At 71.3% G+C, this 25543-nt stretch carries 19 protein-coding genes; 11 read left to right on the plus strand and 8 right to left on the minus strand.

What is annotated here, in order from left to right; translation table 11 throughout:
• Positions 1–90 precede the first annotated feature (90 nt).
• From PV396_RS04035 to PV396_RS04080, 10 genes are all read left to right on the plus strand, one after another.
• Complete coding sequence (locus PV396_RS04035) at positions 91–1659, plus strand: glycosyl hydrolase family 28 protein (RefSeq protein WP_319200297.1); 1569 nt, start codon at positions 91–93, stop codon at positions 1657–1659.
• Complete coding sequence (locus PV396_RS04040; RefSeq protein WP_319200299.1) at positions 1656–5027, plus strand: alginate lyase family protein; 3372 nt, start codon at positions 1656–1658, stop codon at positions 5025–5027. Before PV396_RS04035 ends, PV396_RS04040 begins: the two co-directional genes overlap by 4 nt.
• Before the next feature lie 36 nt (positions 5028–5063).
• Positions 5064–6353, plus strand: coding sequence for an alginate lyase family protein (locus tag PV396_RS04045; protein WP_319200301.1), 1290 nt, complete (start codon positions 5064–5066; stop codon positions 6351–6353).
• Between the two features lie 103 nt (positions 6354–6456).
• Positions 6457–8055, plus strand: coding sequence for a carboxylesterase/lipase family protein (locus tag PV396_RS04050; protein ID WP_319200303.1), 1599 nt, complete (start codon positions 6457–6459; stop codon positions 8053–8055).
• A gap of 178 nt (positions 8056–8233) precedes the next feature.
• A complete protein-coding gene (locus PV396_RS04055; RefSeq protein WP_307630612.1) occupies positions 8234–9004 on the plus strand; it encodes a GntR family transcriptional regulator in 771 nt (256 codons plus the stop codon).
• A gap of 53 nt (positions 9005–9057) precedes the next feature.
• A complete protein-coding gene (locus PV396_RS04060; RefSeq protein WP_006376935.1) occupies positions 9058–9285 on the plus strand; it encodes a ferredoxin family protein in 228 nt (75 codons plus the stop codon).
• Between the two features lie 14 nt (positions 9286–9299).
• Positions 9300–10721 (plus strand): ABC transporter substrate-binding protein, encoded by a 1422-nt coding sequence (locus PV396_RS04065; RefSeq protein WP_319200307.1) that lies wholly within the window; start codon positions 9300–9302, stop codon positions 10719–10721.
• A complete protein-coding gene (locus PV396_RS04070; protein ID WP_319200309.1) occupies positions 10718–11590 on the plus strand; it encodes an ABC transporter permease in 873 nt (290 codons plus the stop codon). Before PV396_RS04065 ends, PV396_RS04070 begins: the two co-directional genes overlap by 4 nt.
• Entirely contained in the window at positions 11587–12399 is an 813-nt protein-coding gene (locus PV396_RS04075; RefSeq protein ID WP_319200311.1) for an ABC transporter ATP-binding protein, read from the plus strand. Before PV396_RS04070 ends, PV396_RS04075 begins: the two co-directional genes overlap by 4 nt.
• A gap of 13 nt (positions 12400–12412) precedes the next feature.
• On the plus strand, positions 12413–15145 hold the full coding sequence (locus PV396_RS04080) for a fumarate reductase/succinate dehydrogenase flavoprotein subunit (protein ID WP_319200313.1): 2733 nt from the start codon (positions 12413–12415) through the stop codon (positions 15143–15145).
• Between the two features lie 34 nt (positions 15146–15179).
• Here PV396_RS04080 and PV396_RS04085 read toward each other — a convergent pair whose 3' ends face one another.
• Both PV396_RS04085 and mmuM read right to left on the minus strand, forming a co-directional pair.
• Positions 15180–16241, minus strand: a complete 1062-nt coding sequence (locus PV396_RS04085; RefSeq protein WP_319200315.1) for a LacI family DNA-binding transcriptional regulator — start codon at positions 16239–16241, stop codon at positions 15180–15182.
• A gap of 290 nt (positions 16242–16531) precedes the next feature.
• Positions 16532–17461 carry a homocysteine S-methyltransferase gene (gene mmuM / locus PV396_RS04090; RefSeq protein ID WP_319200317.1) on the minus strand — a complete coding sequence of 310 codons (930 nt, stop codon included), beginning with the start codon at positions 17459–17461 and terminating at the stop codon, positions 16532–16534.
• Between the two features lie 177 nt (positions 17462–17638).
• On the opposite strand from mmuM, the gene PV396_RS04095 reads away from it, so the two are divergent.
• Complete coding sequence (locus PV396_RS04095) at positions 17639–19045, plus strand: amino acid permease (RefSeq protein WP_319200319.1); 1407 nt, start codon at positions 17639–17641, stop codon at positions 19043–19045.
• 80 nt (positions 19046–19125) lie between these two features.
• Here PV396_RS04095 and PV396_RS04100 read toward each other — a convergent pair whose 3' ends face one another.
• The 6 genes from PV396_RS04100 to PV396_RS04125 form a co-directional block, all read right to left on the minus strand.
• A complete protein-coding gene (locus PV396_RS04100; protein ID WP_319200321.1) occupies positions 19126–19737 on the minus strand; it encodes a hypothetical protein in 612 nt (203 codons plus the stop codon).
• Between the two features lie 208 nt (positions 19738–19945).
• Entirely contained in the window at positions 19946–20707 is a 762-nt protein-coding gene (locus tag PV396_RS04105) for a GNAT family N-acetyltransferase (RefSeq protein ID WP_319200323.1), read from the minus strand.
• A 109-nt stretch (positions 20708–20816) separates the two neighbouring features.
• Entirely contained in the window at positions 20817–21263 is a 447-nt protein-coding gene (locus tag PV396_RS04110) for a hypothetical protein (RefSeq protein ID WP_319200325.1), read from the minus strand.
• A 167-nt stretch (positions 21264–21430) separates the two neighbouring features.
• Entirely contained in the window at positions 21431–22558 is a 1128-nt protein-coding gene (locus PV396_RS04115) for a hypothetical protein (RefSeq protein ID WP_319200327.1), read from the minus strand.
• 186 nt (positions 22559–22744) lie between these two features.
• Positions 22745–23107, minus strand: a complete 363-nt coding sequence (locus PV396_RS04120) for a DUF6191 domain-containing protein (RefSeq protein WP_319200329.1) — start codon at positions 23105–23107, stop codon at positions 22745–22747.
• A gap of 70 nt (positions 23108–23177) precedes the next feature.
• Positions 23178–25325, minus strand: coding sequence for an autotransporter-associated beta strand repeat-containing protein (locus PV396_RS04125; protein ID WP_416071335.1), 2148 nt, complete (start codon positions 25323–25325; stop codon positions 23178–23180).
• Positions 25326–25543 lie beyond the last annotated feature (218 nt).

The following is a 25543-nucleotide window of genomic DNA, read 5'->3' on the forward strand; positions in this document are numbered from 1 at the left end:
GTTGCTGACACGATCGCCGCTGCCACCCCTCAGCTCGGGAGCGGCAAAGCAAATGACGTATGACAACCGGTTGCTACAGAGGAGTTGTTCATGCCCCCGTCGTCGCAGTCCTCGCCTTCCTCGTCGTTCGTGTCGTCCTCGCCGCTGACCCGCCGCACCGCGCTCCAGGCGGCCGGTGCCACCGCGCTCGCCGTCGGTCTCACCAACCTGACGGCCACAACGGCCCGGGCGGCCGACGCCGAGGCGGCCCCGGCGCTCGTCACCTACCCCCGGCCGTCCGCCATGCCGACCAACACCAGTTTCAAGGTGCGGGTGAGGACCGCCCCGGACGGCGAGTGGCAGACCCTTGACATCTGGCGGCCCCAACTGGGGGAGATCAACCCCACCACGGGGTCGAGCAAGATCTACAACTCCTCGCTGGCATACTTCGACTTCCAGGGTTCCGTCGAGATCGAGGTCACCTACCTCAAGGGCGGCACCACCAAGGCCCGGGTGCGACCGGACTCCTACGGCATCAAGCCCGAAGTCCTGGGTGACACTCTGCGGTTCACGCTCGACGGGCCGCGCAACGTCGTCGTGCAGATCAACGACGACATCTTCGACTGCCTCCATCTGTTCGCCCGCGCGGTCGAGAAGAAGCGCCCCGCGGTGGACGACCCGAACGTCATCTACTACGGCCCCGGCGTCCATACCACCGCCGACGGCACGCTGCTCGTCCCGTCCGGCAAGACCGTGTACCTCGACGGCGGCGCCGTCCTCAAGGCGACCGTGATCTTCCGCGACGTCGAGCACGCCGGGATCGCCGGCCGGGGAGTGCTCGCCGGGACCGCCGGCGGCGGAGCCCTCGTGGAGAACTCGCGGAACATCTCCATCGGCGCCGTCACCGTGCTCAACCCGAACGGCTACGCCGTCCAGTTGGGCGAGGCCACCGGCGTCACGATCAAGGGTCTCGGCTCCTTCAGCTCCAAGGGCTGGGGCGACGGCATCGACGTCTTCTGCAGCAGCGACGTCGTCATCGACGGCGTCTTCATGCGCAACTCCGACGACTGCGTCGCCATCTACACCCACCGCTGGGAGTACTACGGCGACACCACCAACATCACCGTCCGCAACTCCACCCTCTGGGCGGACGTCGCCCACCCCATCAACGTCGGCACGCACGGCAACACCGACAACCCCGAGGTCCTCAAGAACCTGCACTTCAAGAACCTCGACATCCTGGACCACCGCGAGCCCCAGATGGGCTACCAGGGCTGCATCGCCCTCAACCCCGGTGACAGCAACCTGATCAAGAACGTGAAGATCGACGGCGTACGTGTCGAGGACTTCCGCTGGGGTCAGCTCATCCACATGCGGGTCATGTACAACACGAAGTACAACACCTCGGTCGGGCGCGGCATCCAGAACGTCTACGTCAAGGACCTCTCCTACACCGGCAAGCCGCTCGCCACGTGCCTGCTGCTCGGCTACGACGCCAAGCACGCGATCGAGGACGTGACCTTCGAGAACCTCGTCGTCAACGGCACGGTGATCGCGGACTCGATGAAGAAGCCGACCTGGTACCTCACCACCGACACCATCCCCATGCACACCAACGAGCATGTGACCAACCTCCGTTTCCTCACCACCGCCGAGGCCGAGGCGGCCGCGACCTCATGACGACCTCCCCACTCAGCCGCCGGGGTTTCCTCGGCGGCAGCGGCGCCGCCGCCCTGCTGCTGGCCTCGGGCGCGACCGGACTCGCCGTCGCCGCGCCCGCCGCCCGGGCCGGGGCCGGCGAACGCTCCTTCGCGCACCCCGGCCTGCTGCACACCACCGACGACCTGACCCGGATGAAGGACGCGGTCGCGGCACGCCAATCACCCATCTACGACGGTTACTCGGCGTTTGCCGCCCACGCCCGCTCCAAGTCCACGTACACCGTGCAGAACACCGGCCAGGTCACCTCCTGGGGCCGTGGCCCGTCCAACTTCATGGGCCAGGCCGTCGCCGACTCGGCCGCCGCCTACCAGAACGCCCTCATGTGGTGCGTGACAGGCAACCGCGCCCACGCCGACAAGGCCCGCGACATCCTCAACGCCTGGTCGGCCTCGCTCACCGCCGTCACGGGCGCCGACGGACCGCTCGGCGCGGGCCTCCAGGCCTTCAAGTTCGTCAACGCGGCCGAACTCCTGCGCCACTTCGGCGACTACGACGGCTGGACGGACGCCGACATCGCCCGCTGCGAGACGTCCTTCCTCGACGTCTGGTATCCGGCGGTGTCCGGCTACATGCTCTACGCCAACGGCAACTGGGACCTGACGGCCCTTCAGACCATCCTGGCCATCGGTGTGTTCTGCGAGGAGCCGACCCTCTTCGAGGACGCCCTGCGCTTCATGGCGGCCGGCGCCGGCAACGGCAGCATCGCCCACCGCATCGTCACTGACGCAGGCCAGGGCCAGGAGGCCGGCCGCGACCAGGGCCACGAACAGCTCGCGGTCGGCCTGACCGGAGACATCGCCCAGGTCGCCTGGAACCAGGGCGTCGACCTGTGGGGCTTCGACGGCGACCGCGTCCTCGCCAACTTCGAGTACGCCGCCCGCTACAACCTCGGCGGAGACGTCCCCTTCACCCCCGACCTCGACCGCACCGGCAAGTACATCAAGACGTCCGTCTCCGCGACCGGCCGCGGCACGCTGCCCCCGATCTACGAGATGGCGTACGCGCACTACGCGGGCGTACGCGGCCTCGAGGCCCCCTACACGAAGGCCGCCGTCTTCCGGGGCGCGGGCGGTGCCCGGGTCGTCGAGGGCAGCAACGACGACCTGCCGAGCTGGGGCACCCTGACCTTCGCCGGCACGACGGCCCCCGCACCGGCCGCGCCCACCGCCCCGGCGGGCGTCACGGCACTCGGCACCGACAGCGCCGTCACCGTCTCCTGGCTCCCGTCCGCGTGGGCGACCGGCTACACGGTACGGCGGGCCACCCACCCCGAGGGCCCGTACGAGGTGATCGCCGACGCCCTCACCACCGACACCTACGCCGACCGGGACGCACACCGAGGCCGGACCTACTACTACACCGTCCTCGCAACCAACTCCCTCGGTTTGAGCGGCAGTTCGGGATGGGCGACGGCAGGCGCCGGTCTGCCCGCACCCTGGTCGAGCCAGGACGTGGGGGACACGGGCGTCCCCGGCTCGGCGGTGTTCGACGGTGAACGGTTCGTCCTGGAGGCGGGCGGCACGGCGGACACCTACCGTCTGGCCCACGTGCCCCTGCGCGGCGACGGCACAGTGACCGCGCGGATCGTGTGGCCGCTCAGCTCCCAGTACTCCAAGATCGGCGTCACTCTGCGCGGCTCCCTCGACCCCGCCGCACCGCACGCGTCGATGCTGATCCAGGGCCTGCCGCTGCACACCTGGAGCGGGGTGTGGACCGTACGTCAGGCGCCCGGAGCGACGGTCTCGGCGACAGGCAGCACGCCTGTCCCGCCCTCGCAGCTGACGGCCATCACCACGGCCGCGTCCTTCCCGATCTCCGCCCTCGGCGCCCTCCCCGAGTCGGCGACACCCCTCACGGCGCCCTACGTCGAAGGCGCCGGCGACGGCTACCGGCTGCGCGCCCCCTACTGGGTACGCGTCGAGCGGAAGGGCCGCCGCTGTACGGGGTCCATCTCCCCGGACGGCGAGAACTGGACCCAAGTCGGCGTGACAGACGTGGAGTTGGGGCGCACCGCGTACGCCGGACTCGCTCTCACCTCCTGCCTGGGCGTCGACGCGGAGTACGCCGAGACCGGCACCGGCGCCTTCGACAACGTCCGTGTGACGTCCGCCTCCGGCACCGTCTGGTGCGTACCGCGCCCCCGGCGCACCGCCGCCGACCTGCGGGCGGCCACCGCAGCCGACGCCGTCGAGCTGACCTGGACCGACCCGGACCTGTCGGCGCGGTACACGGTGCTGCGGGCCACACGTCCCGAGGGCCCGTACGAGAGGGTCGCCGCCGGTGTCGGACCGGTCGGCTTCGGCACCCGGCTGCGGTACGCGGATTCCACCGGGGCGCCCGGACGGACGTACCACTACACCGTCGCCAAGACCAACTCCGGTGGCCGTGGCCCGCGTTCGGCGCCCGCCTCGGCCGTCATGCCGACACCGTCGGTGCCCGAGGCGCTGTCCGCCGGCACGGCGTACGCCAACGTGGGCGTGCCGTTCCGGCAGTTGATCCGGGCCTCGCACCAACCCGTGCGGTTCAGCGCCGCCGGGCTGCCCAAGGGGCTGGCCGTGGACCGGCGTACCGGGCTCGTCTCCGGAACGCCCGCCGAGAGCGGGGAGTTCGCCGTCACGACCGTAGCGGGCAACGCCTCCGGCGTGGCGACGGCGGGCCTCACGCTCGCCGTCTCCGCCCCGCCGCCGGCCCCCTGGACGTACGGCGACCTCGGTGATGTCGCCCTCGACGAGCGGGAGTTGGGGACTTACGGCGTGGTGGCGGTCCGCACGCCCGGCATCACCTCGTACGAACCGAAGGGCGATGGCGCAGGCGACGGGACCTTCGTCGTACGCGGTGCCGGAACCGACCTGAACGTCAACGGCCAGGGAATGACCGGGCAGTTCGTCCGGCGGCCGGTCACCGGGGACAGTGTCCTCACCGCCCGTCTGGTCTCCCGCAGCGGAGCGACGACCGCCGACCGGGTCGGACTGCTCATGGCGAAGTCCCTGTCACCGTTCGACCAGGCGGCCGGGGCGATCGTCACCGGCGGCACCACCGCACAGCTGATGCTGCGCAGGACGGTCGCCGGCGCCTCCACCTTCACCGGTCCCACCACCCCCGCCCCCGCACTCCAACTCCCTTGTCTGCTCCGACTGAAGCGCACGGGGACCACCTTCTCCGCAGCCTTCTCCACCGATGACGGCGTCAGCTGGACCCCCCTCGCCGAGGGAGACATCCCCGGCTTCGGCGACGCCGCCTACTACGTGGGCCTTGTGGTCTGCTCCCGCGACCCCCTGGCCCGCTGCACCTCGTACTTCGACGAGGTGAGCATCAGCCCCACCTGATCCGCCTGGACACCCCAGGATTGGAGATGCATCGCAATGAGCCGCGAATACCCCCACACGCACTCCTCCCCGCAGTATCGACCCCATCAAGTCAACGACAACCAGACCGAGTTGAGCCGCCGCGGACTGCTGAAGTCCGTCGGCGGTCTCACCGCCGCCCTCGCCGTCGGCACCTCCGCCGCCGCGATCACGGCCCCCACCGCCCAGGCCGCACCAGCGACCTTCACCCACCCCGGCATGTTGCACGCCTACGGCGAACTCAACCGCGCCAAGGTCCAGGTCGCCGCCGGTACCGACCCCTGGCGCTCCGGCTGGAACCGCCTCACCGCCAACTCCCACTCCGCGTCCACCTGGACGCCCCGCCCCCAGGCCACGATCATCAGGGGCGGCACCGGCGAGAACTACACCATCCTCTACAACGACATCCACGCCGCCTACCAGAACGCCCTGCGCTGGAAGATCGCGGGCACCACCGCCAACGGCGACACGGCCGTGCGGATCCTCAACGCCTGGTCGTCGACGCTCACCTCCGTCACCGGCAACGCCGACCGCTTCCTGGCCGCCGGGATCTACGGCTACCAGTTCGCCAACGCGGCCGAACTCATGCGCGGCTACAGCGGGTTCGACCTCAACCGGTTCAAGACGATGATGCTCGACGTCTTCTACCCCCTCAACAACCAGTTCCTCACCGGCCACAACGACGCCTGCATCACCAACTACTGGGCCAACTGGGACCTCTGCAACATGAACTCGATCCTCGCGATCGGGATCCTGTGCGACGACGCGGCCAAGTACGACCAGGCGGTCAACTACTTCAAGACCGGCGCGGGCAACGGCTCCCTCGCCCACGCCGTCCCCTACCTCTACACCGACTCCGCGGGTTACGCCCTCGGCCAGTGGCAGGAGTCGGGGCGGGACCAGGGGCACACCATGATGGGCATGGGCCAGATGGGCGCCTTCTGCGAGATGGCCTGGTCCCAGGGCGACGACCTGTACGGGCACGACGGCAACCGGTTCATGAAGGCCGCCCAGTACGTCGCCAAGTACAACCTGGGCAACGACGTCCCCTACACCACCTACACCTGGGGCACCGGCCAGAACTGCTCCCAGTCGTCACAGACCGTGATCTCCTCCGCGAGCCGGGGCCAGGTCCGCCCTGTCTGGGACCTCCTCTACTACCACTACGCCAAGCGGCGCGGACTGTCCGTCCCGTACATCCAGGCGATGGCCGAGAGCGTCCGGCCCGAGGGCGGGGGAGGTGACTACGGCACGACGAGCGGCGGCTTCGACCAGCTCGGCTTCGGCACGCTCATGTACGCCAGATAGCCGCACGACCACCCACCGAAAGGCTCCTTCCGCGGGAATACCGGCAGGTCATGTGTTGCTCTGATCTCTACGGTTCACGAGCGGCGAGGAAGCCGGTGAGCAGATGACGGCAGCACCGACCGACCCGGTGGTCAGGACACGCCACGGAGACGTCCGTGGCAGGTACGAGCGCGACGGGATCGCCGTGTTCCGCGGCATCCCGTACGCCGCACCGCCCTTCGGCCCCCGCAGGTTCCGGCCGCCCGTGCCGCCCACCCCCTGGGACGGGGTGCGCGACGCGGGCGGCTTTGGCCCCACCGCGCCGAAACCGCCGTACTCGGAGGCCTTCGCCCGGCTGCTGTCCGACCCGGTGGTGCCCGGCGACGACTGCCTCAACCTCAACGTCTGGACACCCGCGCTCGGCCGAGGAGCACGCCTCCCGGTCATGGTGTTCATCCACGGCGGCGCCCTGACCCGTGGCTCCTCGGCCGTCCCCGTCTACGACGGGCACGCCTTCGCCCGCGACGGCGTCGTCTTCGTCTCCATCAACTACCGCCTGGGCGTGGAGGGTTACGGCCTCTTCCCGGACGCGCCGGCCAACCCCGGCCTGCGTGACCAGCTCGCCGCGCTGGAGTGGGTGCGGGCGTCGATCGCGGCCTTCGGCGGCGACCCCGACCGCGTCACCGTCTTCGGACAGTCGGCCGGCGCGATCAGCATCGGCGCGCTGCTCGCCTCCCCAAAGGCGCGCGGGCTGTTCCGGCGGGCGGTGCTGCAGAGCGGGCCGCCCGAGGTGAGCGACCGTGACAAGGTACGGCGGATGGTGCGCCGTATGGCGACCCGGCTGAAGATCCCGGCGACCGCCGAGGCCTTCGCCGCCGTCGACCGGGAGTTGCTGCTGCGCACCCAGGGCGAGGTGGGGCGGCTGAGCAGCCCGGTGCTCGGCGGGCCCGCCTTCGGCATCGTCGTCGACGACGACCTCGTACCCCGCGACCCGCTGGCAGCCCTGGTCGACGGGGTCGCCGCCGACGTCGACCTGCTGTTGGGCTGGACCCGGGACGAGTACCGGCTGTGGCTGGTGCCGGGTGGGCTCGTCGAGCGCGTCGACCGGCTCGGTCCGGTCGCCCTGGCCGGCGCGATGGCCCGCTGTCGCTGCGGCCCCGAGGTACCGCGCGGCTACCGCGTCCTGCACCCCGACGCCGGGACGGCCGACCTCGTCGGCCAGCTGGTCACCGACCACCTGCTCCGCGTACCGCTGCACCGGCTCGCGGACGCCCACGGCGAGGGCGGGGCATACGTCTACGAGTTCGCCTGGCCGTCCACCCGACCCGGTCTGGGTGCCTGTCACGCCATCGAGCTGGGATTTGTGTTCGACACCCGCGAGGCGCCCGAGTCCGCCAAACTCGCGGGTGAGGGCGCCCCGCAGGACCTCGCCGAGGCCATGCACACGGCGTGGGTACGCTTCGCCGTCGACGGCGACCCCGGCTGGCGGCCCTGGGACGCCTCCCACCCCGTGCGAATCTTCGGCGACGGCGACCCGCACACCGTGGACGGCCCTCGGGACCGCGAACTGGCCCTGTGGGCGGCCGACCGGGCCTCGGCGGTCCCGACGACTCCGGAAGCCGCGTCGGGCTCGGCCACCCGGCCCCGGCTGCCCGCACGGGGTGCGGAGACGCTGTCCGCCGTACGGCGGCTACGCCGCCCGGGCGGGCTTCCCCGACGTTGATCACCGCCACCTGGCGAGATCCGGCCAGGTGGCAGATCTCTCACCCACGACGGCAAACCGCCAGTTCACGGCGGTGAACGGCCGCTGCGGTGGTGGCGCAACACTGCCGCAACACCATGGAGGGCGGCCCCCGGTTATGGTCCGGGGGAAACGAACCCCCGCCTCCCTGGGAGCCCCGATGCCCGCCGACCGCACTCGCGAACACACCGCGCCCGTCGCGGCAGCGCGACGCCGCCGGCTGCGCGCGGACCGGGCGCGGCAACTCGCCGACCTGCTGCGCCACCAGCTCCTGACGGAGGGCTTCCCCGACGGCGTACTCCCGCACGAGGACGCCATCGGCGCCGACTACGGGGCGTCCCGCAACACCGTGCGCCAGGCCCTCGACCTGCTGCGAACCGAACAACTGGTCGAGCGACTGCCGGGGGTCGGGACGGTCGTCACCTGTCAGAAGTACCCGCACGGCCTGGACCGGCTGATGGGCCTCGCCGAGACCCTCCACGAGCACGGTCACGTCACCAACGAGGTCCGCACCATGAGCCCGGTCCCCGCGCCCGGGCCGGTCGCCGCCCGGCTCGGACTGCGCCCGCGCGCCGAGGTGCTGTACGTGGAGCGACTGCGCCGCCTCGGCGGGGTGCCGCTGTCCCTGGACCTCACCTACATCCCGATGGACATCGGGGTCGAACTCCTGGGCGCCGACCTGGAGAACACCGACGTCTTCCGGCTGCTCGAGCAGATCACCGGCCGGCGTCTGGGCACCGCCGAGATCACCCTGGAGGCCGTCACCGCCGACGCGCACTCCGCGGCCGTCCTGGAGGCCCCGCGCGGAGCCGCCGTACTGATGCTGGAGCGGCTCACCTGTCTGTCCGACGGGCGGCCCGTGGACCTGGAGTTCATCCGCTTCCGGGGCGACCGGATCACCATGCGCGGACTGCTCCACCGGTCCGCCTGAACCACCCCTCCCACCTCACCCACACCCTCGACAGCCGATTCCCGGAGACAGCCATGCCTCTCGTCCCCCAGCGTGCCGACGTGCCCGTCACGATCGACGAGTCCAAGTGCATCGACGGCTGCACTCTCTGCGTCGACATGTGCCCGCTGGACTCCCTCGCCATCGACCCGGACACCAGCAAGGCGTACATGCACGTCGACGAGTGCTGGTACTGCGGCCCGTGCGCCGCCCGCTGCCCCACGGGCGCGGTCACCGTCAACATGCCCTACCTCCTCCGGTGAAAGGTTCTTCCAGCATGTCTTCCGTGGCGCGCACCCAGGCACCCGGCACCGCCCGGTCACGTGGCATCGGCCCGTCCCGCCCGTCCCGCAGTATCGCTCCGGCTGTTGTCGCCGCCGCCCTGCTCCTCCCCCTCACCGCCTGCGGCGGCTCGGCGAGCGCCGGGGACAGCAAGTCGGTCACCGTGACCGTCGGCTACCAGTCCAAGACCATCAACACCGTCACCGCCGGGACCCTGCTGCGGTCCCTCGGCTACTTCGAGAGCGCGCTGAGGGCCCAGGGCGCCCGCGACGGCATCACCTACAAGGTGGAGTGGCAGGACTACGCCACCGGCGCCCCCATCACCGCCGCGATGGTCGCCGGGAAGGTCGACATCGGATCCATGGGCGACTTCCCGCTGCTCATCAACGCCTCCCGGGGCAAACAGCTCAGCGCCCCGACCCGGCTCGTCTCCGTCACCGGCTACAACTCGCGCGGCGCCCTCAACACTGTGGTCACCGCCCCCGACTCCAAGCTGAATTCGCTGTCCGACCTGCGCGGCAAGAAGGTGTCGACGAGCGTCGGCTCGGCCGCCGACGGCACCCTGGTCCGCGCCCTGGAACAGGCCGGACTCGACCCCGACCAGGACATCGGCAAGCTCAACCAGCAGCCCGCCGTGGGCGCTTCGGCGCTGGAGGCGGGCAGCGTCGACGCGCTCTCGCAGTTCGTGGCCTGGCCCGGCCTGCTGGCCTTCCAGGGCAAGGCGAAGGCCCTGTACGACGGCGGCTCCCTCGGCCTGCCCACCCTGCACGGAGTCACCGTGCGCGACGCGTTCGCCGACCAGCGGCCGGCCGTCGTCGAGGCCTTCCTCGGCGCCCAGATCAAGGCCACCGAGTATCTCGACACCCACCCGGTCACCGCCGCCGAGAAGGTCGCCGAGGTCACCGGCCTGCCCGCCGAGGTCGTCTACCTCTACAACGGCAAGGGTGGCATCTCCACCTTCGACCCCACCCTCAAGCCGGAGCTGGTCGCGGCCCTGAAGAAGGACGTCCCCCTGCTGCTCTCCGCCAAGCTCGCGGGCCCGGTCAACGTCTCCGACTTCGTCGACGACACGTACATCAAGAAGGCCTACGGCACCGGATACGCCAAGGCCGCCGCCACCACGGCCCCCGCCTCCAGGCCCGAGGTCTGGCTCAAGGGCGCGACCACCACCAGCACCTACGCCGACCCCGCCGCCCTGCTGCGCTATGTCGCCGCCCACCGCGCCGACGTACGGGCCGCGTACGTCCCCGACGCCACCACCGGCACCCGCTGGTTCGCCGACAAGTCGGTGTGGGTCCAGGACCGCACCGGCCTGAAGCCCTTCGTCACCGAGGCCGCCGCCGACGCCTGGACCGCCGCCCACCCCGGAGCGCGGATCATCAGCTACGCCGACGCACTCCGGCAGGCAGCCAAATGACCGCCCCCGCCGCCCGCTCCGCCTTCTCCTCCCCGTACGCCCGCTACGCGCTGCGCGCCGCCTCGCTGCTCGCCGCGCTCGGCATCTGGCAGCTCCTCACCAGCCACCACGTCAACCTCTGGCTGCGCTTCGCCCAGTTCCCCACCGCCACCCAGGTCGCCCGCGAGTTCGCGCACCGCCTCGGCACGGCCGTCTACTGGCAGGACCTCACGGACAGCCTGACCCGCATCCTCACCGGCTTCGCGCTCGCCGCCGTGGCCGGGATCGCGGTCGGCACCGCCATAGCCCGCTCCCGGATCGCCGCCGACCTCCTCGGCCCGCTCCTCGAGGTCCTGCGGCCCATCCCGGCGATCGCCCTCGTACCGGTGGCGATCCTGCTCTTCCCCACCAACGAGCAGGGCATCGTCTTCATCACCTTCACCGCCGCGTTCTTCCCCGTCCTGGTCTCCACCCGGCACGCCGTCCGCGCCCTGACCCCGGTCTGGGAGGAGGCCGTCCTCACCATGGGCGGTGGCCGGCTGCGCGTCCTCGCCTCCGTCGTTCTGCCCGGCGCGCTGCCCGGCATCCTCGGCGGGCTCTCGGTGGGCATCGGCGTGTCCTGGATCTGTGTCATCTCCGCCGAGATGATCTCCGGCCAGTACGGCGTCGGCTACCGCACCTGGCAGGACTACACCATCGTCAACTACCCGGGCGTCCTCGTCGGCATGGCCACCATCGGCCTCCTCGGCTGGCTCACCTCCACCGCCGTCGAGGTCGCCGGCCGCCGCGTCACCCGCTGGCTGCCGCGCCCGGCCATCGAACGGGCGGTGCGCCCGCGGGTCCGCCGCCCGGCCGCAACCGCGCAAGCGTCCGGGAGGGCGACCTCATGACGACCCAGGTCAGTGCGTCCGCAGTGGAGACCGAGGCCCCCAAGGGCGTACGGCTACGGCTGTCGGGCGCGACCATCGGGCGCCCGGAACTGCCGGTGCTCAGCGGCCTCGACCTCGACATCGCCCCCGGTGAACTCCTCACCGTCGTGGGCCCGTCCGGCTGCGGGAAGTCGACGCTGCTGCGCACCCTGGCCGGGCTGCTGCCCGCGATCGAGGGCCGGGTGAGCCAGGACGACCGGCCGATCACCCGACCCGAGGCCGACCGCGCCCTCGTCTTCCAGGAGGACGGCCTTCTGCCCTGGCGCAACGCCCGCCGCAACGTCGAACTCCCGCTTGCCATACGGGGGTTGCCGCGCGCCGAACGACGGGCGCAGGCCACGGAGTGGCTGGCCCAGGTCGGCCTGGCCGGCCGCGAGGAGCAGTTGCCGCACCGGATGTCAGGCGGCCAGCGTCAGCGCGTACAGCTGGCCCGCGCCCTGGCCGGGCGTCCGCGCGCCGTGCTCATGGACGAACCGTTCGGGGCGCTGGACGCGCAGACCCGGGCCGGGATGCAGAACCTGCTGGTCGAGGTCCTCAACGGGACACGCGCCACCGTCGTCTTCGTCACCCACGACGTCGACGAGGCCGTGTTCCTCGGCGACCGCGTCGCCCTCCTCGGCACCGGCCAGGTACTGGACGTCCCCCGGCCCCGCGAGCGAGCCGCACACGGCGAGAGCGCGACGGTCGCCCTGCGCCGCGAGATCCTCGCCTCCCTCGGCACCGCTCCGAACGACACCGCTTCCCACGACACCGCCCTTCTCGGCACCTGAGAGGCACCACCCCATGGCCCGCACCGAGTCCCCCGTGGACCTCACCGAGATCCCCTCCCTCCACGACGCCGACGAACTGACCTGCGACGTCCTGGTCATCGGCGGCGGCACCGCCGGCACCATGGCCGCGCTGACCGCCGCCGAGCACGGCGCGAACGTCCTGCTCCTGGAGAAGGCCCACGTCCGCCACTCCGGCGCCCTCGCCATGGGCATGGACGGCGTCAACAACGCCGTCGTCCCCGGCCGCGCCGAACCCGACGACTACGTCGCCGAGATCACCCGCGCCAACGACGGCATCGTCAACCAGGCCACCGTCCGCCAGACCGCCACCCGCGGCTTCGCCATGGTGCAGCGCCTGGAGTCGTACGGCGTCAAGTTCGAGAAGGACGAGCACGGCGAGTACGCGGTCCGCCAGGTCCACCGCTCCGGCTCCTACGTGCTGCCCATGCCCGAGGGCAAGGACGTCAAGAAAGTCCTCTACCGGCAGCTGCGCCGCCGCGAGATGCGCGAGCGCATCCGCATCGAGAACCGCGTCATGCCGGTCCGGGTCCTCACCGCAGGGGGCCGGGCGGTCGGCGCCGCCGGATTCGACACCCGCACCGGACGGTTCGTCACCGTGCGCGCCGGCGCCGTGATCCTGGCCACCGGCGCCTGCGGACGCCTCGGCCTGCCCGCCTCCGGCTACCTCTACGGCACCTACGAGAACCCCACCAACGCGGGCGACGGCTACGCCATGGCGTACCACGCGGGCGCCGAACTCAGCGGCATCGAATGCTTCCAGATCAACCCCCTGATCAAGGACTACAACGGCCCCGCCTGCGCCTACGTCGCCAACCCCTTCGGCGGCTACCAGGTCAACCGGCACGGGGAACGCTTCGTCGACTCCGACTACTGGTCGGGCCAGATGATGGCCGAGTTCGCGGCAGAGGTGGCCAGCGAACGAGGCCCCGTCTACCTCAAGCTCAGCCACCTCCCCGAGGAGTCCGTGGCCGCCCTCGAGGACATCCTGCACTCCACGGAACGCCCCACCCGCGGCACCTTCCACGCCAACCGGGGCCACGACTACCGCACCCACGACATCGAGATGCACATCTCCGAGATCGGCCTGTGCGGCGGCCACTCGGCGTCCGGGGTCTGGGTCGACGAACACGCCCGCACCACCGTCCCCGGCCTGTACGCGGCCGGCGACCTGGCCTGCGTACCGCACAACTACATGATCGGCGCCTTCGTCTTCGGCGACCTCGCCGGCGCCGACGCCGCCACCGAACACCGCGCCTACGAAGGCGAGTTGCCGCCCGACCAGCTCCGCGAGGCACACGAACTCATCTACCGCCCCCTCCGCAACCCCGACGGCCCCCCACAGCCCCAGGTCGAGTACAAACTCCGCCGCTTCGTCAACGACTACGTCGCCCCGCCCAAGTCCGGCGCCCGACTCTCCCTCGCCGTCGAGGCGTTCGAGCGGATGCGCGAGGACATCGCAGGCATGGGCGGCCACACCCCGCACGAACTCATGCGCTGCGCCGAGGTCGACTTCATCCGCGACTGCGCCGAACTGGCCGCCCGTTCCTCCCTGGCCCGTACGGAGAGCCGCTGGGGCCTCTACCACGACCGCACCGACATCCCGCAGCGCGACGACGCGGACTGGTTCAAGCACCTCAACGTCCGCAAGGCGGCGGACGGTTCGATGGAGTTCCTCACCCGGCCGGTGGCGCCCTACCTCGTCCCCGTCGAGGGCTTCGAACCGACCGGTGGCGAGGTCAGCGTCCTCGGCGAGGTCCACCCCGAACAGGTCGCGACCGCGGGCCCCCGCGAGGTCGCCCCCGTCGGCTCCGGCACGGTCAAGGCCCGTACGGTCCTCCCCACGGCGACCGCGCCCTCCCCGCGCATCCTCGAACTCCTCGCCCTGGCCGACGAACAGCCGAGCCTCGCCGACCTGCGCCCCTACCTCACCGACCCCGACCCGGCCGTACGCCGCACCGCCGTCGCCACCCTCACCGAGACCACCCCCGAAGGCGCCGGCCCGGCCCTGGCCACCGCACTCGGCGACCCCGACGCGGGCGTACGCGAGTCGGCAGCCGGCTCCCTGCGCGAACTCGTCGAGGTACTGCCGCCCGACGACGCCCTGCGCGACGCACTGATCGCCGCGCTCGCCCTCGACGACCCCGGCCGCGAAGGCGTACGGGCCGCCGCGCTCGACGTCCTGCGCGCCCTGCGCCTCGGCTCCGCCGACCTGTACGCCCGCACCCTCGCCGACCCCGACCTCGGCGTGCGCATCCAGACGGTCCGGGCCCTGGTGTCGGTGGACGCGACAACGGAACTGGCCCGCGCCGCCGCCGACACCTCACGTGAGGTACGGGTCGCCGCCGCCCAGGGCCTGGGCACCGTCGGCACCCCGGACGACCTGGGGCCCCTGCTCGCCGACACCGACGCACTGGTCCGCGCCGCCGCGCTCACCGCGCTCGCGACCACCGGCTGCCCACCCCCACTGGACACGGCCGCCACCGAGGCGCTGGGCGACCCCGCCTGGCAGGTCCGTTCGGGCGCGGCCACCGCACTGGGCGCCGCCGCCCCGGACCTGGCGGTGCCCGCCCTCACCGGGGCACTGTCCGACGCGTTCGCCGACGTCCGCAAGGCCGCGGTACGCGCCCTGCGCCGCCACGACGGCCGGCCGGGCGTCGCCGAAGCGCTGGCCTCGGTGTCGGGGGACGCGGACGCGGACGTGCGGGCGTACGCCAGGCTGGCGTAGCGACGATGGCGCGGTCGGGTGGCGGTACGCCGGTCTACCGCCGCACCGCCACCGAGTTCCGTACGACGACATGGGTGCCCAGCAGCAGATGCTCGTCCGGGTCGTCCGATGTCCGCCCCAGGGCGGTACGGACGGCGAGGCGGCCCAGCTCCTCGTACGGGACGTGGACCGTGGTGAGCGCCGGATGCAGATCGCGGGCGAACGGGATGTCGTCGTACCCGGCGAGCGACACTTCGCCCGGTACGGAGAGACCGGCCTCGTGGAGGGCGGTCAGCGCACCGGCCGCGACCATGTCGGTGGCGGCCATCACCGCCGTGAACTCCAGCCCCTGCGACAGGACTTGACGCATCAGACGGTGACCCGAGTCCCGGGTGAAGTCACCGTGCAGCCGTAGCGCCGGGTCGGGCTCCAGACCACGTGCGCGGTGGGCGGCCGTATAACCCCGTTCGCGGCCCTGGGCAGTGGTGTGGTCGGGGCGACCACCGAGGAAGAGGACGCGCTGATGGCCCTGGGCGAGGATGTGGGCGCACAGGGCGTAGGCGCCGCCCTCGTTGTCGTACTCGATGACCGTGACCGGCGTACCGGGATCCAGCGGAGGCCGGCCGCACAGCACCAGACGCGAGCCGACGGAGGCCAGCGAGTCGGCGATACGGGCCGTGCGGGAGCGGTACTCGGGGGTGTCGGCCGTGCCGCCGACCAGGATCACGGCGGCGGCACGCTGGGCGCGCATCATCTCGACGAACCGCAGCTCGTGCGCGGCGTCGCCGTCCGTGCTGCACACCAGGCACAGATGACCCAGCCGGGTCGCCTCCCGCTCCACGCCGTGCGCCATCAGCGCGAACGACGGGCCGGTGATGTCGTCGAGCACGAAGGCGAGCGTGGGCGTCCCGACACCGGCGACCGCCTTGGCACGCGCGTCGGCGACGTAGTCCAGCTCCCGGACGGCCCGCATGACGCTGCCCCGGGTCGCCGTGCTCACCGGATAGTCGCCGCCGAGCACCCGCGACACGGTGGACGCGGACACCCCGGCCCGCGCCGCGACATCCCGGATGGTGCTGCGCGCCGGGCTGTCCCCGGTCCCGTTCTTCCTCGTCATGGTGCGCCCCACCCCTCTCCCCGGGAAGCACGGCAACACACCGACAACCGGTTCCCGTCGGGAGGCTAGCAGCGCGGACGAACGGCGGGGAGCAGCGGCGTGCGCCACCGGCACCCCGAAACTTTCACCCGGCCGAGCCCGGCGACGCCTGCGGTCACGTGCGCGAGGCGCGCGGTCACCGCATGGCGCAGGCGGTCACCATGCCGGGTGCGCGGTCGCTGCACCGCGTACCGGTTGCTGGACCGAGTGCGCGGTCACCCCCGTACGCATTCAACGCACCGCGCAACCACTCACCGAAGCGTGTCCGCGATCGATGTGATCGCCTTCGGTCCCACCCGGCAGCACCCGCCGATCAGCCGGGCCCCCGCGTCCCGCCAGCCCGTCACCTGGCCGGCCGTGAAGGTCGAACTGCCGGTCCAGGCACGGGCGTCGGAGTCCCACACCTCACCGCTGTTCGGATAGACCACTACCGGCTTGCCGGTCACGCGGGCCGCCAGTTCCACGGCGCCTTCCACGTCCTCGGGCACACAGCAGTTCACGCCGACCGCGACGACCTCGTCCGACTCACCGGCCAACGCGAACGCCTCCGTCAACGGCTGCCCGGCCCGCGTCCGGTCCCCGGCCACGCTGTACGACAGCCAGACCGGCACCCCGAGCCCGCGCGCCGCGCGCAGCAGGGCGTCGGCCTCGTCGACGTCGGGCACGGTCTCCAGGGCCAGCACATCGGGCCCGGAGGCGGCCAGCACTTCCACCCGCGGCCGGTGGAAACGCTCCAGCTCGTCGACGCTCAGCCCGTACCGCCCTCGGTACTCGGACCCGTCCGCGAGCATCGCCCCGTACGGCCCCACCGACGCCGCCACCCACAGGGGCCGCTCGGTGTCCGCCCGGCGCGCGGCCTCGCGGGCCAGCTCCACGCTGAGCCCGAGCAACTCGGCGGCACGCTCCCGGCCGATACCGCGCTTGGCGAAGCCCTCGAACGTGGCCTGGTAGCTGGAGGTGATCGCGACGTCCGCGCCCGCCTCGTAGTAGGCGAGGTGCGCGTCGACGATCGCCTCGGGCTGCTCGACGAGCAGCCGCGCCGACCACAGCTCGTCGCTCAGATCGTGCCCGGCGGACGCCAGTTGGTTGGACATGCCGCCGTCGAGGACGAGGGGGGCGCCGGTGGCGAGGACAGTGGGGAAGGAGGGGCGGGCGGGGGAGTGGAAGGCGTCGCTGGTCATGCGTCGAGGCTATTCGACGACTGCCCGGACGGCCGTAGATGTCCAGTGCATGAACGGATCGCCCACGATGTGGGACGGCGGGATACCATCGCGCCCCCCACTCTGCTCCGCCCCTGCTTTCCTTGCCCTTCCTTGTCATTACCTCCCCGCCCCCTCCCGCTGCTGACCGGAAGTGTCATGACTGCTCCCAGCACCACCGAGCCCGACGAGCCGGAGCTGACTCCGACCGCACCGACCGCGGCCGCCCCCCGCCGCCGCACCTTCGGCCTTGCCGCCGCCACCGCGCTCGTCATGGGCAACATCATCGGCGGCGGCATCTTCGTCCTGCCGGCCACGGTCGCCCCGTACGGCTCGATAAGCCTGCTCGCCTTCCTGGTCCTCTCCATAGGCGCGGTCCTGCTCGCCCTGCTCTTCGGCAAGCTGGCCCGCCGCAGCCCGGTCACCGGCGGTCTGTACGTCTACCCGCGCGACGCGTTCGGCCCCTTCGCGGGCTTCCTGTCGGCATGGTCGTACTGGACGATGACATGGGTGAGCATCGCGGCCCTGGCGGTCGCGGCGGTCGGCTACGTCGACGTACTGATCCCCCTCAACGACAACCACGCCCTCGGGGCGCTGGTCGCGATACTGGCCCTCTGGTTGCCGGCCGCCGCGAACTTCGCGGGCACCCGGTGGGTCGGCACCGTACAGATCGTGTCGACGATCCTGAAGTTCGTGCCGCTGCTGCTGGTCGCCACCGTGGGCCTGTTCTTCATCGACACGGACAACTTCGGCGCGTTCAACGCGTCCGGCGACAGCGTGCCGGGCGCCCTGGCAGCCTCCGCCGCACTGTTGCTGTACAGCTTCCTGGGCGTGGAGTCGGCGGCGGTCAGCGCGGGCGAGGTGGAGGACCCCGAGCGCAACGTCGGCCGGGCGAGCGTCCTGGGCACCCTCGGCTCGGCCCTCGTCTACATCCTCGGCACAGTCGCCGTCTTCGGCCTGGTCCCGCACGAGAAGCTGGTGAACTCCGGCGCCCCCTTCGCCGACGCCGTGAACGCGATCACCGGCGGCAGCTGGGGCGGCACGGCCATCGCGCTGGTCGCGGTCGCGTCGATCGTCGGCTGCCTGAACGGCTGGATCCTCCTCGCCGCGCAGATGCCGTACGCGGCGGCCCGCGACGGCCTCTTCCCGGCGCCGTTCGCGAAGGTCGGGAAGGGCGGGGTGCCCGGCTTCGGCGTCTGGGCCTGCGCGATCCTCGGCACGATCCTCATCGCGTTCAACTACACGGCGGGCCCGGACACCACGTTCCGCGTCCTGGTCCTGATCACGACGTTCACGGGCTGCGTCCCGTACCTCTTCTCAGCGGCGGCCCAGCTGTACTGGCTGGCCAGGGGCACGCGCGCCCGCGTCCGCCCGACGGGCCTGGTCCGCGACCTGATCGTGGCCGCCCTGTCCTTCGCGTTCTCGTTCTGGCTGATCGCGGGCGCGGGGTACGCGGCGGTGTATCAGGGGGTGCTGTTCCTGTTCGCGGGGATTCCGGTGTACGTGTGGATGCGGGGGCGGCGGGAGACGGCGGAGGAGGACGCGGTGGAGGAGGCGACCGTCTGAGGACGCGGACGCGCCGGGACAGCGACCGCACGCCCGCCCTCACCGGCCTGGTGCGTGCGGTCGCCCCACGGCTGCTCGCTTCACTCGCTCCGCACGTCGGAGAAGACGACCTCGAACTCCTCCAGCCCGGTCACGGTGACATGGGCCTTGGCGGCGCCCTCGTGCCGGGCTGCCGCCTGGCCGGCCCGGGACGCGGCAAGGGACTCACGGTCGGTGAACACGACGCCGACCAGGCCATGCCCCCGGTCCCGATCGACGAGGAGGGACGCCCGGGCCAACCCCGGAAGCGTTTCGAGCCGGGGGATCACCGACGCCCGGAACGTCTCGGCGAACAGATCCGTGTCGGAGGGGTCGAACTCCACCCTGGTGATCCGCAGGCCCGCTCCCGCCGTAGGCTGCCGGACGGGGTGGAAGACCACCGCTTCGTAATCGTTGCTCGTAGTCGTCGCAGCGAACCGCTCCAAAACTTCCGTCCGCCGCTCGCGCAACGCCTCGTCGCTGTTCCTCCGGTCCTCCTCCGTCTCCCACCAACTGGCTGTCAGGAGCTTCCCGAGCTCCCGGTCCACGAAGAGCCCGAACCCCCGGAATCCCGGCTGCTGTGCGACCGCTTCCCGGCCTTCGGAACTGAGCCGCTCGATGGCGGTGCCGATGTTTGCGGGATCACCGGTCGCATAAACCGCGCGTACGAACATGACGCCTCCCAGGGGCCGCGCACACGCCTGAAAACTTCGGACATGGCCAGTCTTCTACTGGGGGTAAACCTGAGCAAACCGGTATAGAAGATCCCTTTCACGCTGGTGAGTGTCACGCCGTCCCGCCACGGCGTGGAGAGTCCGCGGCCCAGGGCGCGGTGGGTGAGGCCGGTGAACACTGCTCCGCGACCACTTCCCGCCCGGGGTGTCACCGGCCCGGTATGTGCGCTGCCTCGAACAGGCGCTTGCTCATGCCGAGGTGTTCATACGTTGCGATGGCTGGTGCGTTGCCGGTGAGCACCATGAGTGCGGCGCGGCCGTGGCGACGGACGAGGGCATCCAGGACGAAGCCGCACACGGCTCGCGCCAGACCGCGCCCGCGGGCGGCGGGATGGGTGACCACCCCTGCCATGAATCCGCACCCGGCCGCGGACCACGCGTCGGCAGCCACCGCCAGCGGCTCCGCCCCGGCGCCGCCGTTCACCTCGCCGGCGACCCCGGCCCAGCGGCACACGCCGGCGCGTCCCGGCTGGGCGTAGGAGTCGGGGAAGAAGCGGTCGAACAGTGACGTCGCCTCTTCCTCCTGGCCGGCGTCCAGCCATCGCACGCCCGCGGCAGCAGCACCACAGGGGGAGGTGGTCTCCATCCAGAAGAAGGTGTGAACCGGTACCAGGCCGGGCAGCTGGCGCACCAGCGCATCGATCAGGGGAGCCTCCCCCAAGAGCCGGTAGGACGGGCCGACTTCGTCCAGGACCCGTCGCACCAGCACGCCCGCGTCGGCACTGTCACCCCGAACCGCGAGTCGGTCCTGTCGCGGGCTCGGGCTCGCCACCGCCAGCGCCGCGCCATGACTCCAGGCTCGCACCCCCGGGCCCAGGCTGTCGCCGCCTTGTCCCTGAGCGGCCCAGATCGGCTGCCCGTCGCCGGACGCGGTCTGCTCGATGTCGCTGAGTCGTTCAAGTTCCTCCACACCCCGTGCCTACCAGACATTCCCGGAGGCAGGTTGTGTTCGCCGGAGACGGCTCAGCGAGGACATCGGCACCTAACCAATCGGGCGTGGGGCGTGGAGGGGCGTGCCGCTACGAGGCGAGGTCCCGGGTGTGGGCAAGGGCTCCTCGGATGACACCGGAGAGCCTGCGGTCCCCCTCGGCGGAAGGGAGTTCGCTCTGCCAGGCATTGATCTCCTGCCATCCGTCATCGGCGAGGGACGGGTCCGGTAGGCCGACTTCGAGTTTCGAGGGTGCTGTGGGAAGGCGTACCAGGAGGGTGGAGGTCCCCAGGGCGGCGGCGACCGCGATGCCCTCGTAGGCCAACACCGGGACGCCGTATGCGGCATGGAGGGGCACATGCGGAGCCAACTGGGCCAACCTGTCCAGGAGATCGGGGTGCGTGTGCAACTGCCATTCACCGAGTGCGTAGTCGTTCGGTCCGTGCGGCGGGGACCCTTGCGCCCGCAGGAAGTCCAGCAGCGTGGTGTTCCGGGGATGCTCTGCGTTTATCGACGGCAGATCTGTGCGCATGGGCATGAACCTACGATTCGAAGGGGGCGTCTGTCGCGGTCAGGGGGCACGAGCGCCACACGTCCTCCCGGCATACCGTCTCCGGTCTTGCGGCGCTGTGGTAGCCCGAGGGCTGCACAACGCCGAGGCGTTGCGGCTCCTTCACCCGGAATTGGGCCCCGTCCGGAGGCAGGTCAATGAGATCCGTCCGCCGGGCGCAGGGCCCAGACATGGAGGGCGTTGTCGGCTGCGGACGGTGTGTACCAGGTGCCGTCGCCGAGGGCCGTTGGCAGGCTGGAAACCGGATGGGGATAGACGAGCTCACCGGCGATCCGCAGGGGAGCGGTGTCGACGAGCCAGTGACGCGCCGCACCGAATTCCTCGTCGCTCTCCACCGTCCCGACGACGGCGTTGGCTTCGTCGATGAATCCGCCCTCGTAGTCGAAGAAGGCCTCGGCCTCGTCATCGGGTTCCGAGGGTTCCGATTCGGGATGCCGGGGGACCTCGTCGGTGTCGAGCTCGGCTTCCACGGAGCCGTCGTCTACGCGCAGGATGGCCAGGGCATCCTGGTAGTGGGTCACGGTGAGCAGCCGGTCGCCGGACGGGCTCACCGACATCAGGGCCCGGTCCTCGTTGCCGAAGCGATCGACCAGGAGGTTGGCTCCGTCCCAGCGGCCCCATCTGAGGGGGGACCCGTCCTGGCCCTCGCCGATACTCAGGCCCATCCGGCCCGGGTCGGGCGACGGAACGTGCACCGATCCCGCAGCCACCGTGCCCGTCTCGGCTCGTGCGAGCACCGACCCGTCCGTGGCGTCGATCACCAGCCACTCCTCGGCCGTCTCACCGCTGTCGGGCCTGTCCTGCACCAGTGGGCCGCACGTGTGCGCCCAGACGAGTTTCCCGTCCGCGGAGAAGGCGGCCGAGCCGCTGCCCGCATACCGGTGATCACCGTCCTCCGCGTACTCCTCGAACGCCGAGTGTCCCGCGCAGCCCGCCCAGCACCGGTGCCTCAACTCCCAGCGCACGCTCCCCGACCGGTCGACGGCTCGGAGCGCGTGCGCCCCGGTGAACACAGCCAGGTCTCCGGCCGGGGACACCGTGGCCTGGCCGAACCGGCGCGGCCAGGGCGCCGGAAAGGAAACCTCCGGAGCCGTGGCCCAGGTCGCGGCCCGTGACCCGATCTCCTGGACGATCAGCTCCGAGTCGGTCCGCTGTACCAGCAGCCGTGCGGTGGCCGAATACGCCAGGTACGGGGCGTCATCAGCTCTCGAGAAGGAACGCGGCGCGGTGAGGGCGGCCACGAGGCGAACGGATTGAGGCACGGGGTCTCCTGAGGGGCGAGAGCAGTTCATCGGCACCGACATCATGCGGCGGGTCGCCGATGTACCGAAGCCGGTGCTGACTGACCGTCCGTACGGAGACCACAACTGCCGTGCGCAATCCGGTATCCGGTTGTGTCCCGGGCCCTCGGACGGAAGAAGGGTAAGTCCTTTGCCGGTGAGCCGGGTTCAGATCGAGCTACCCCGTGGCCGGCGTACGGTTCCGGTGGTCGAGGTGCGGGAGAGCGGCAGCCGAACGACCGCGACCCCGCCCCCCAGATCCACCGTCGTCCGGTGCGGCGGCGCCCCGTCCTCCTCGTCGTCGCGCAGGATCAGGGCCGACTGCCGTTCCTTGAGTTCGCTCTGCTTGCCGGGCGAGAAGGTCGCGTGGAGCTGCTCGAACCCGGTCGCCGATATCTGCCCCTGGCGGGCGCTGTTCCGCCACGGCAGCACACCGGCCCGCCCGGCCCGCAGGAGCAGTTGGTCCACGAAGGCCATGGCGGTCAGCAGGATGACCAGCCCCGGCAGCGTCATGAAGACGGCGAATTCCATGCCCCCAGTATGCGCAGCCCACGTCGAGGCAGACAGGCCCCGCCCGCCCCGAGTCGGCCCTGAGCGCCGATCACCCCTGAGCCGCGTGCCGCCCACCCCGCCGCCGACCGTTCCCGCGTCCCCGTGCCCGCCGGGTGGCCGGGATCATCAGGCCCGCCAGTAGGCCCACCGCCATCGCGTACGGCCACCAGCCCATGCCCGAACTGGCCGCCGCCGGGGCGGAGTCGGTGCTCGCGTCGGCGGCCGTGCCCACAGCCGAGCCCGTCCCCGCCGCCGACCCCGAGCGCACTCCCGAGCCCGCGGTCGACGAAGCCCCCTTGGCGACCGCCTTCAACACCACGTCGTTGCCGTCGCCGCCCCGGTAGCTGATCCGGTACGTCGTGTCGGCGAGCTTCAACGCGGCGCCCTCCCTCAGCCCGCTGAACGTGCCGGTGGTCCTCCCTCGCCCGGTGTTGTCGACCACCGTGATCGTGCGGGCCGGGGTCGAGGCCACACCCGCCGACGACAGGTCCACCGCCCCCGCCAGCCGCACGGTCCCGCCGACCTTCAACGGCCCTCCCCGCAGGACGAGTTCGCCCTTGGGACCCTGTGTATAGGCTCCCGTCACCGTCAGCCCGCTCGCCATCACCCCGTCGTTCGTCACCGAGCCCGTCACCCTTCCCGAACCGGTGAGAGAGGTCCCCAGGCGCAGCCCCGCCGGGCCCGTGTCCAGCCGCGCGCTCGCCGTGGTCAGCCGAATGACCTTGCTGCGTGCGAGAGTTGCTCCGCCTCGGAGGGCCAGCGTGCCCTTCGTGACCGTCGTACTCCCGCCGTACGTCACTCCACTGCCCGTCAGTGTCGTCGTCGCCGCGCCGGACTGGGTGAACGATCCGCTGCCGCTGATCCTGGACAGTGTCACCGGCCTGCTGGTGTTCCGTACCACCAGCGAGCCGTTGTTCACGACCTTGTAGAGCGAACCCTTGGTGTACAGACCGCCGTCGCCGCCCCTCTTGCCGCTGCCGAGGCGCAGGACGGCGCCCTTCTCGATCGTCGTCGACCCGTCGTAGTACTGGACGGCGGCGAACGTGACGTCGTTGCCGCGCGTCCCCTTGATGACGATGTCCCCGGCGCCGGGCGCGGACAGGGTGTCGTGGAACCGGCCGCCGCCTATGGGGGCGCCCAGCGTCACCGGGCCGTCGTAGTCGAAGGTGAGCAGGGAACGGGACCTGGCGGCAAGGAGGTTGATGTACACCGTCTCGGCCGTGCCCGGCATGAAGATCTTGTTGGTGGTGCCGTCGCCCCACTGGACGTTCGCGCCCTTGATGTTGGTGCCGCGCTTGTTGACGTTCTTGCGGGCGGGCGTCCAGTTGAGGGCGGGGTCGCTGAGCGAGGGGTTGGTGTCGCCGCCCTGGTCCGACCAGCTGTACTGGCCGGTGAGGACCACCTTCGAGCCCGGGCGGGACTGGATGTTGATGTCGCTGCCGTACTCGCGCTGGTAGAAGTCCATGCCCATGGTGACCGTCTGGCCGAGCGGTGTGTCGACCGTCCAGGTGCCCTGGTTGAGGACCTTGCGCACCCGGGGGAGTGAGGTCGCGTACTCCGGGCGTCCCGCGTTGACCTGGGTGCCGTTGTCGATCACCCCGGAGAAGGCGTGGATGCCCGAGAGGTCCCAGGTGCCCCAGAGGAAACGGGGTTGGGTGACCAGTCCGGCGCCGCTGATGGTGCCCAGGTTGTACGCGCTCTTCAGGGACAGGCGAAGGGTGCCGTCGACGCGGATGTTGTCCTGGTTGAGGCGGAACGCCGGCGTGTTGTACGGGAAGTGGCCGATCAGTCCCGTCGTGCCGCCGTTGCCGTACTGGAGGGTGGCACCCCGTTCAACTGTCACGGACGGCGGGTCGGGGTTCGTGACCGTGACGTACGGGTGGTTGCCGCCGGGGATACGCACCCTCTGACCCTGCCGTGACCTGGGCAGCGTGAAGTCGCTGTCCCTCGTCAGGATCAGGGTGCCCGTGCCGCGCACGGTGAGGGTGCCCTCGCCGCGGAAGACGCCGTTGTAGGTGGTCGTCCCGGCGGGCACCCGTACCACCGTGTCGCCGGTGAGGGTGACGTCCCGGCCGGCGAGGACGTCGGCGGTGGCGTCCCTGGGGCCGGCCGCCGACGCGGGCGGGGCGCCGAGCAACAGGGTCGCCGTCGCGAGGGCCGCGGCGGCCGTCACGGTCCGGCGGGCGGGGCTGGTGATGGGGGGGTTGCTGTGCACGTCACGGGAGACGGAACGGACGTGCGGGTAATAACAGAAAGTTGCTCAGCGGTTTTGGTCCCCTCCGACCCGTTGACCTCGCCGTAACACACGCTTACCTTTTCGGCGTTCGGAATGACTGATCTTGTTCGTAATTACGAACGTTTCTCGTGTCAACCCCCACATACGCACATACACACACACGCCAACATCTCGTGCCC

The sequence above is a fragment of the Streptomyces sp. ME02-8801-2C genome, assembly GCF_033793965.1.
Classification (GTDB): domain Bacteria; phylum Actinomycetota; class Actinomycetes; order Streptomycetales; family Streptomycetaceae; genus Streptomyces.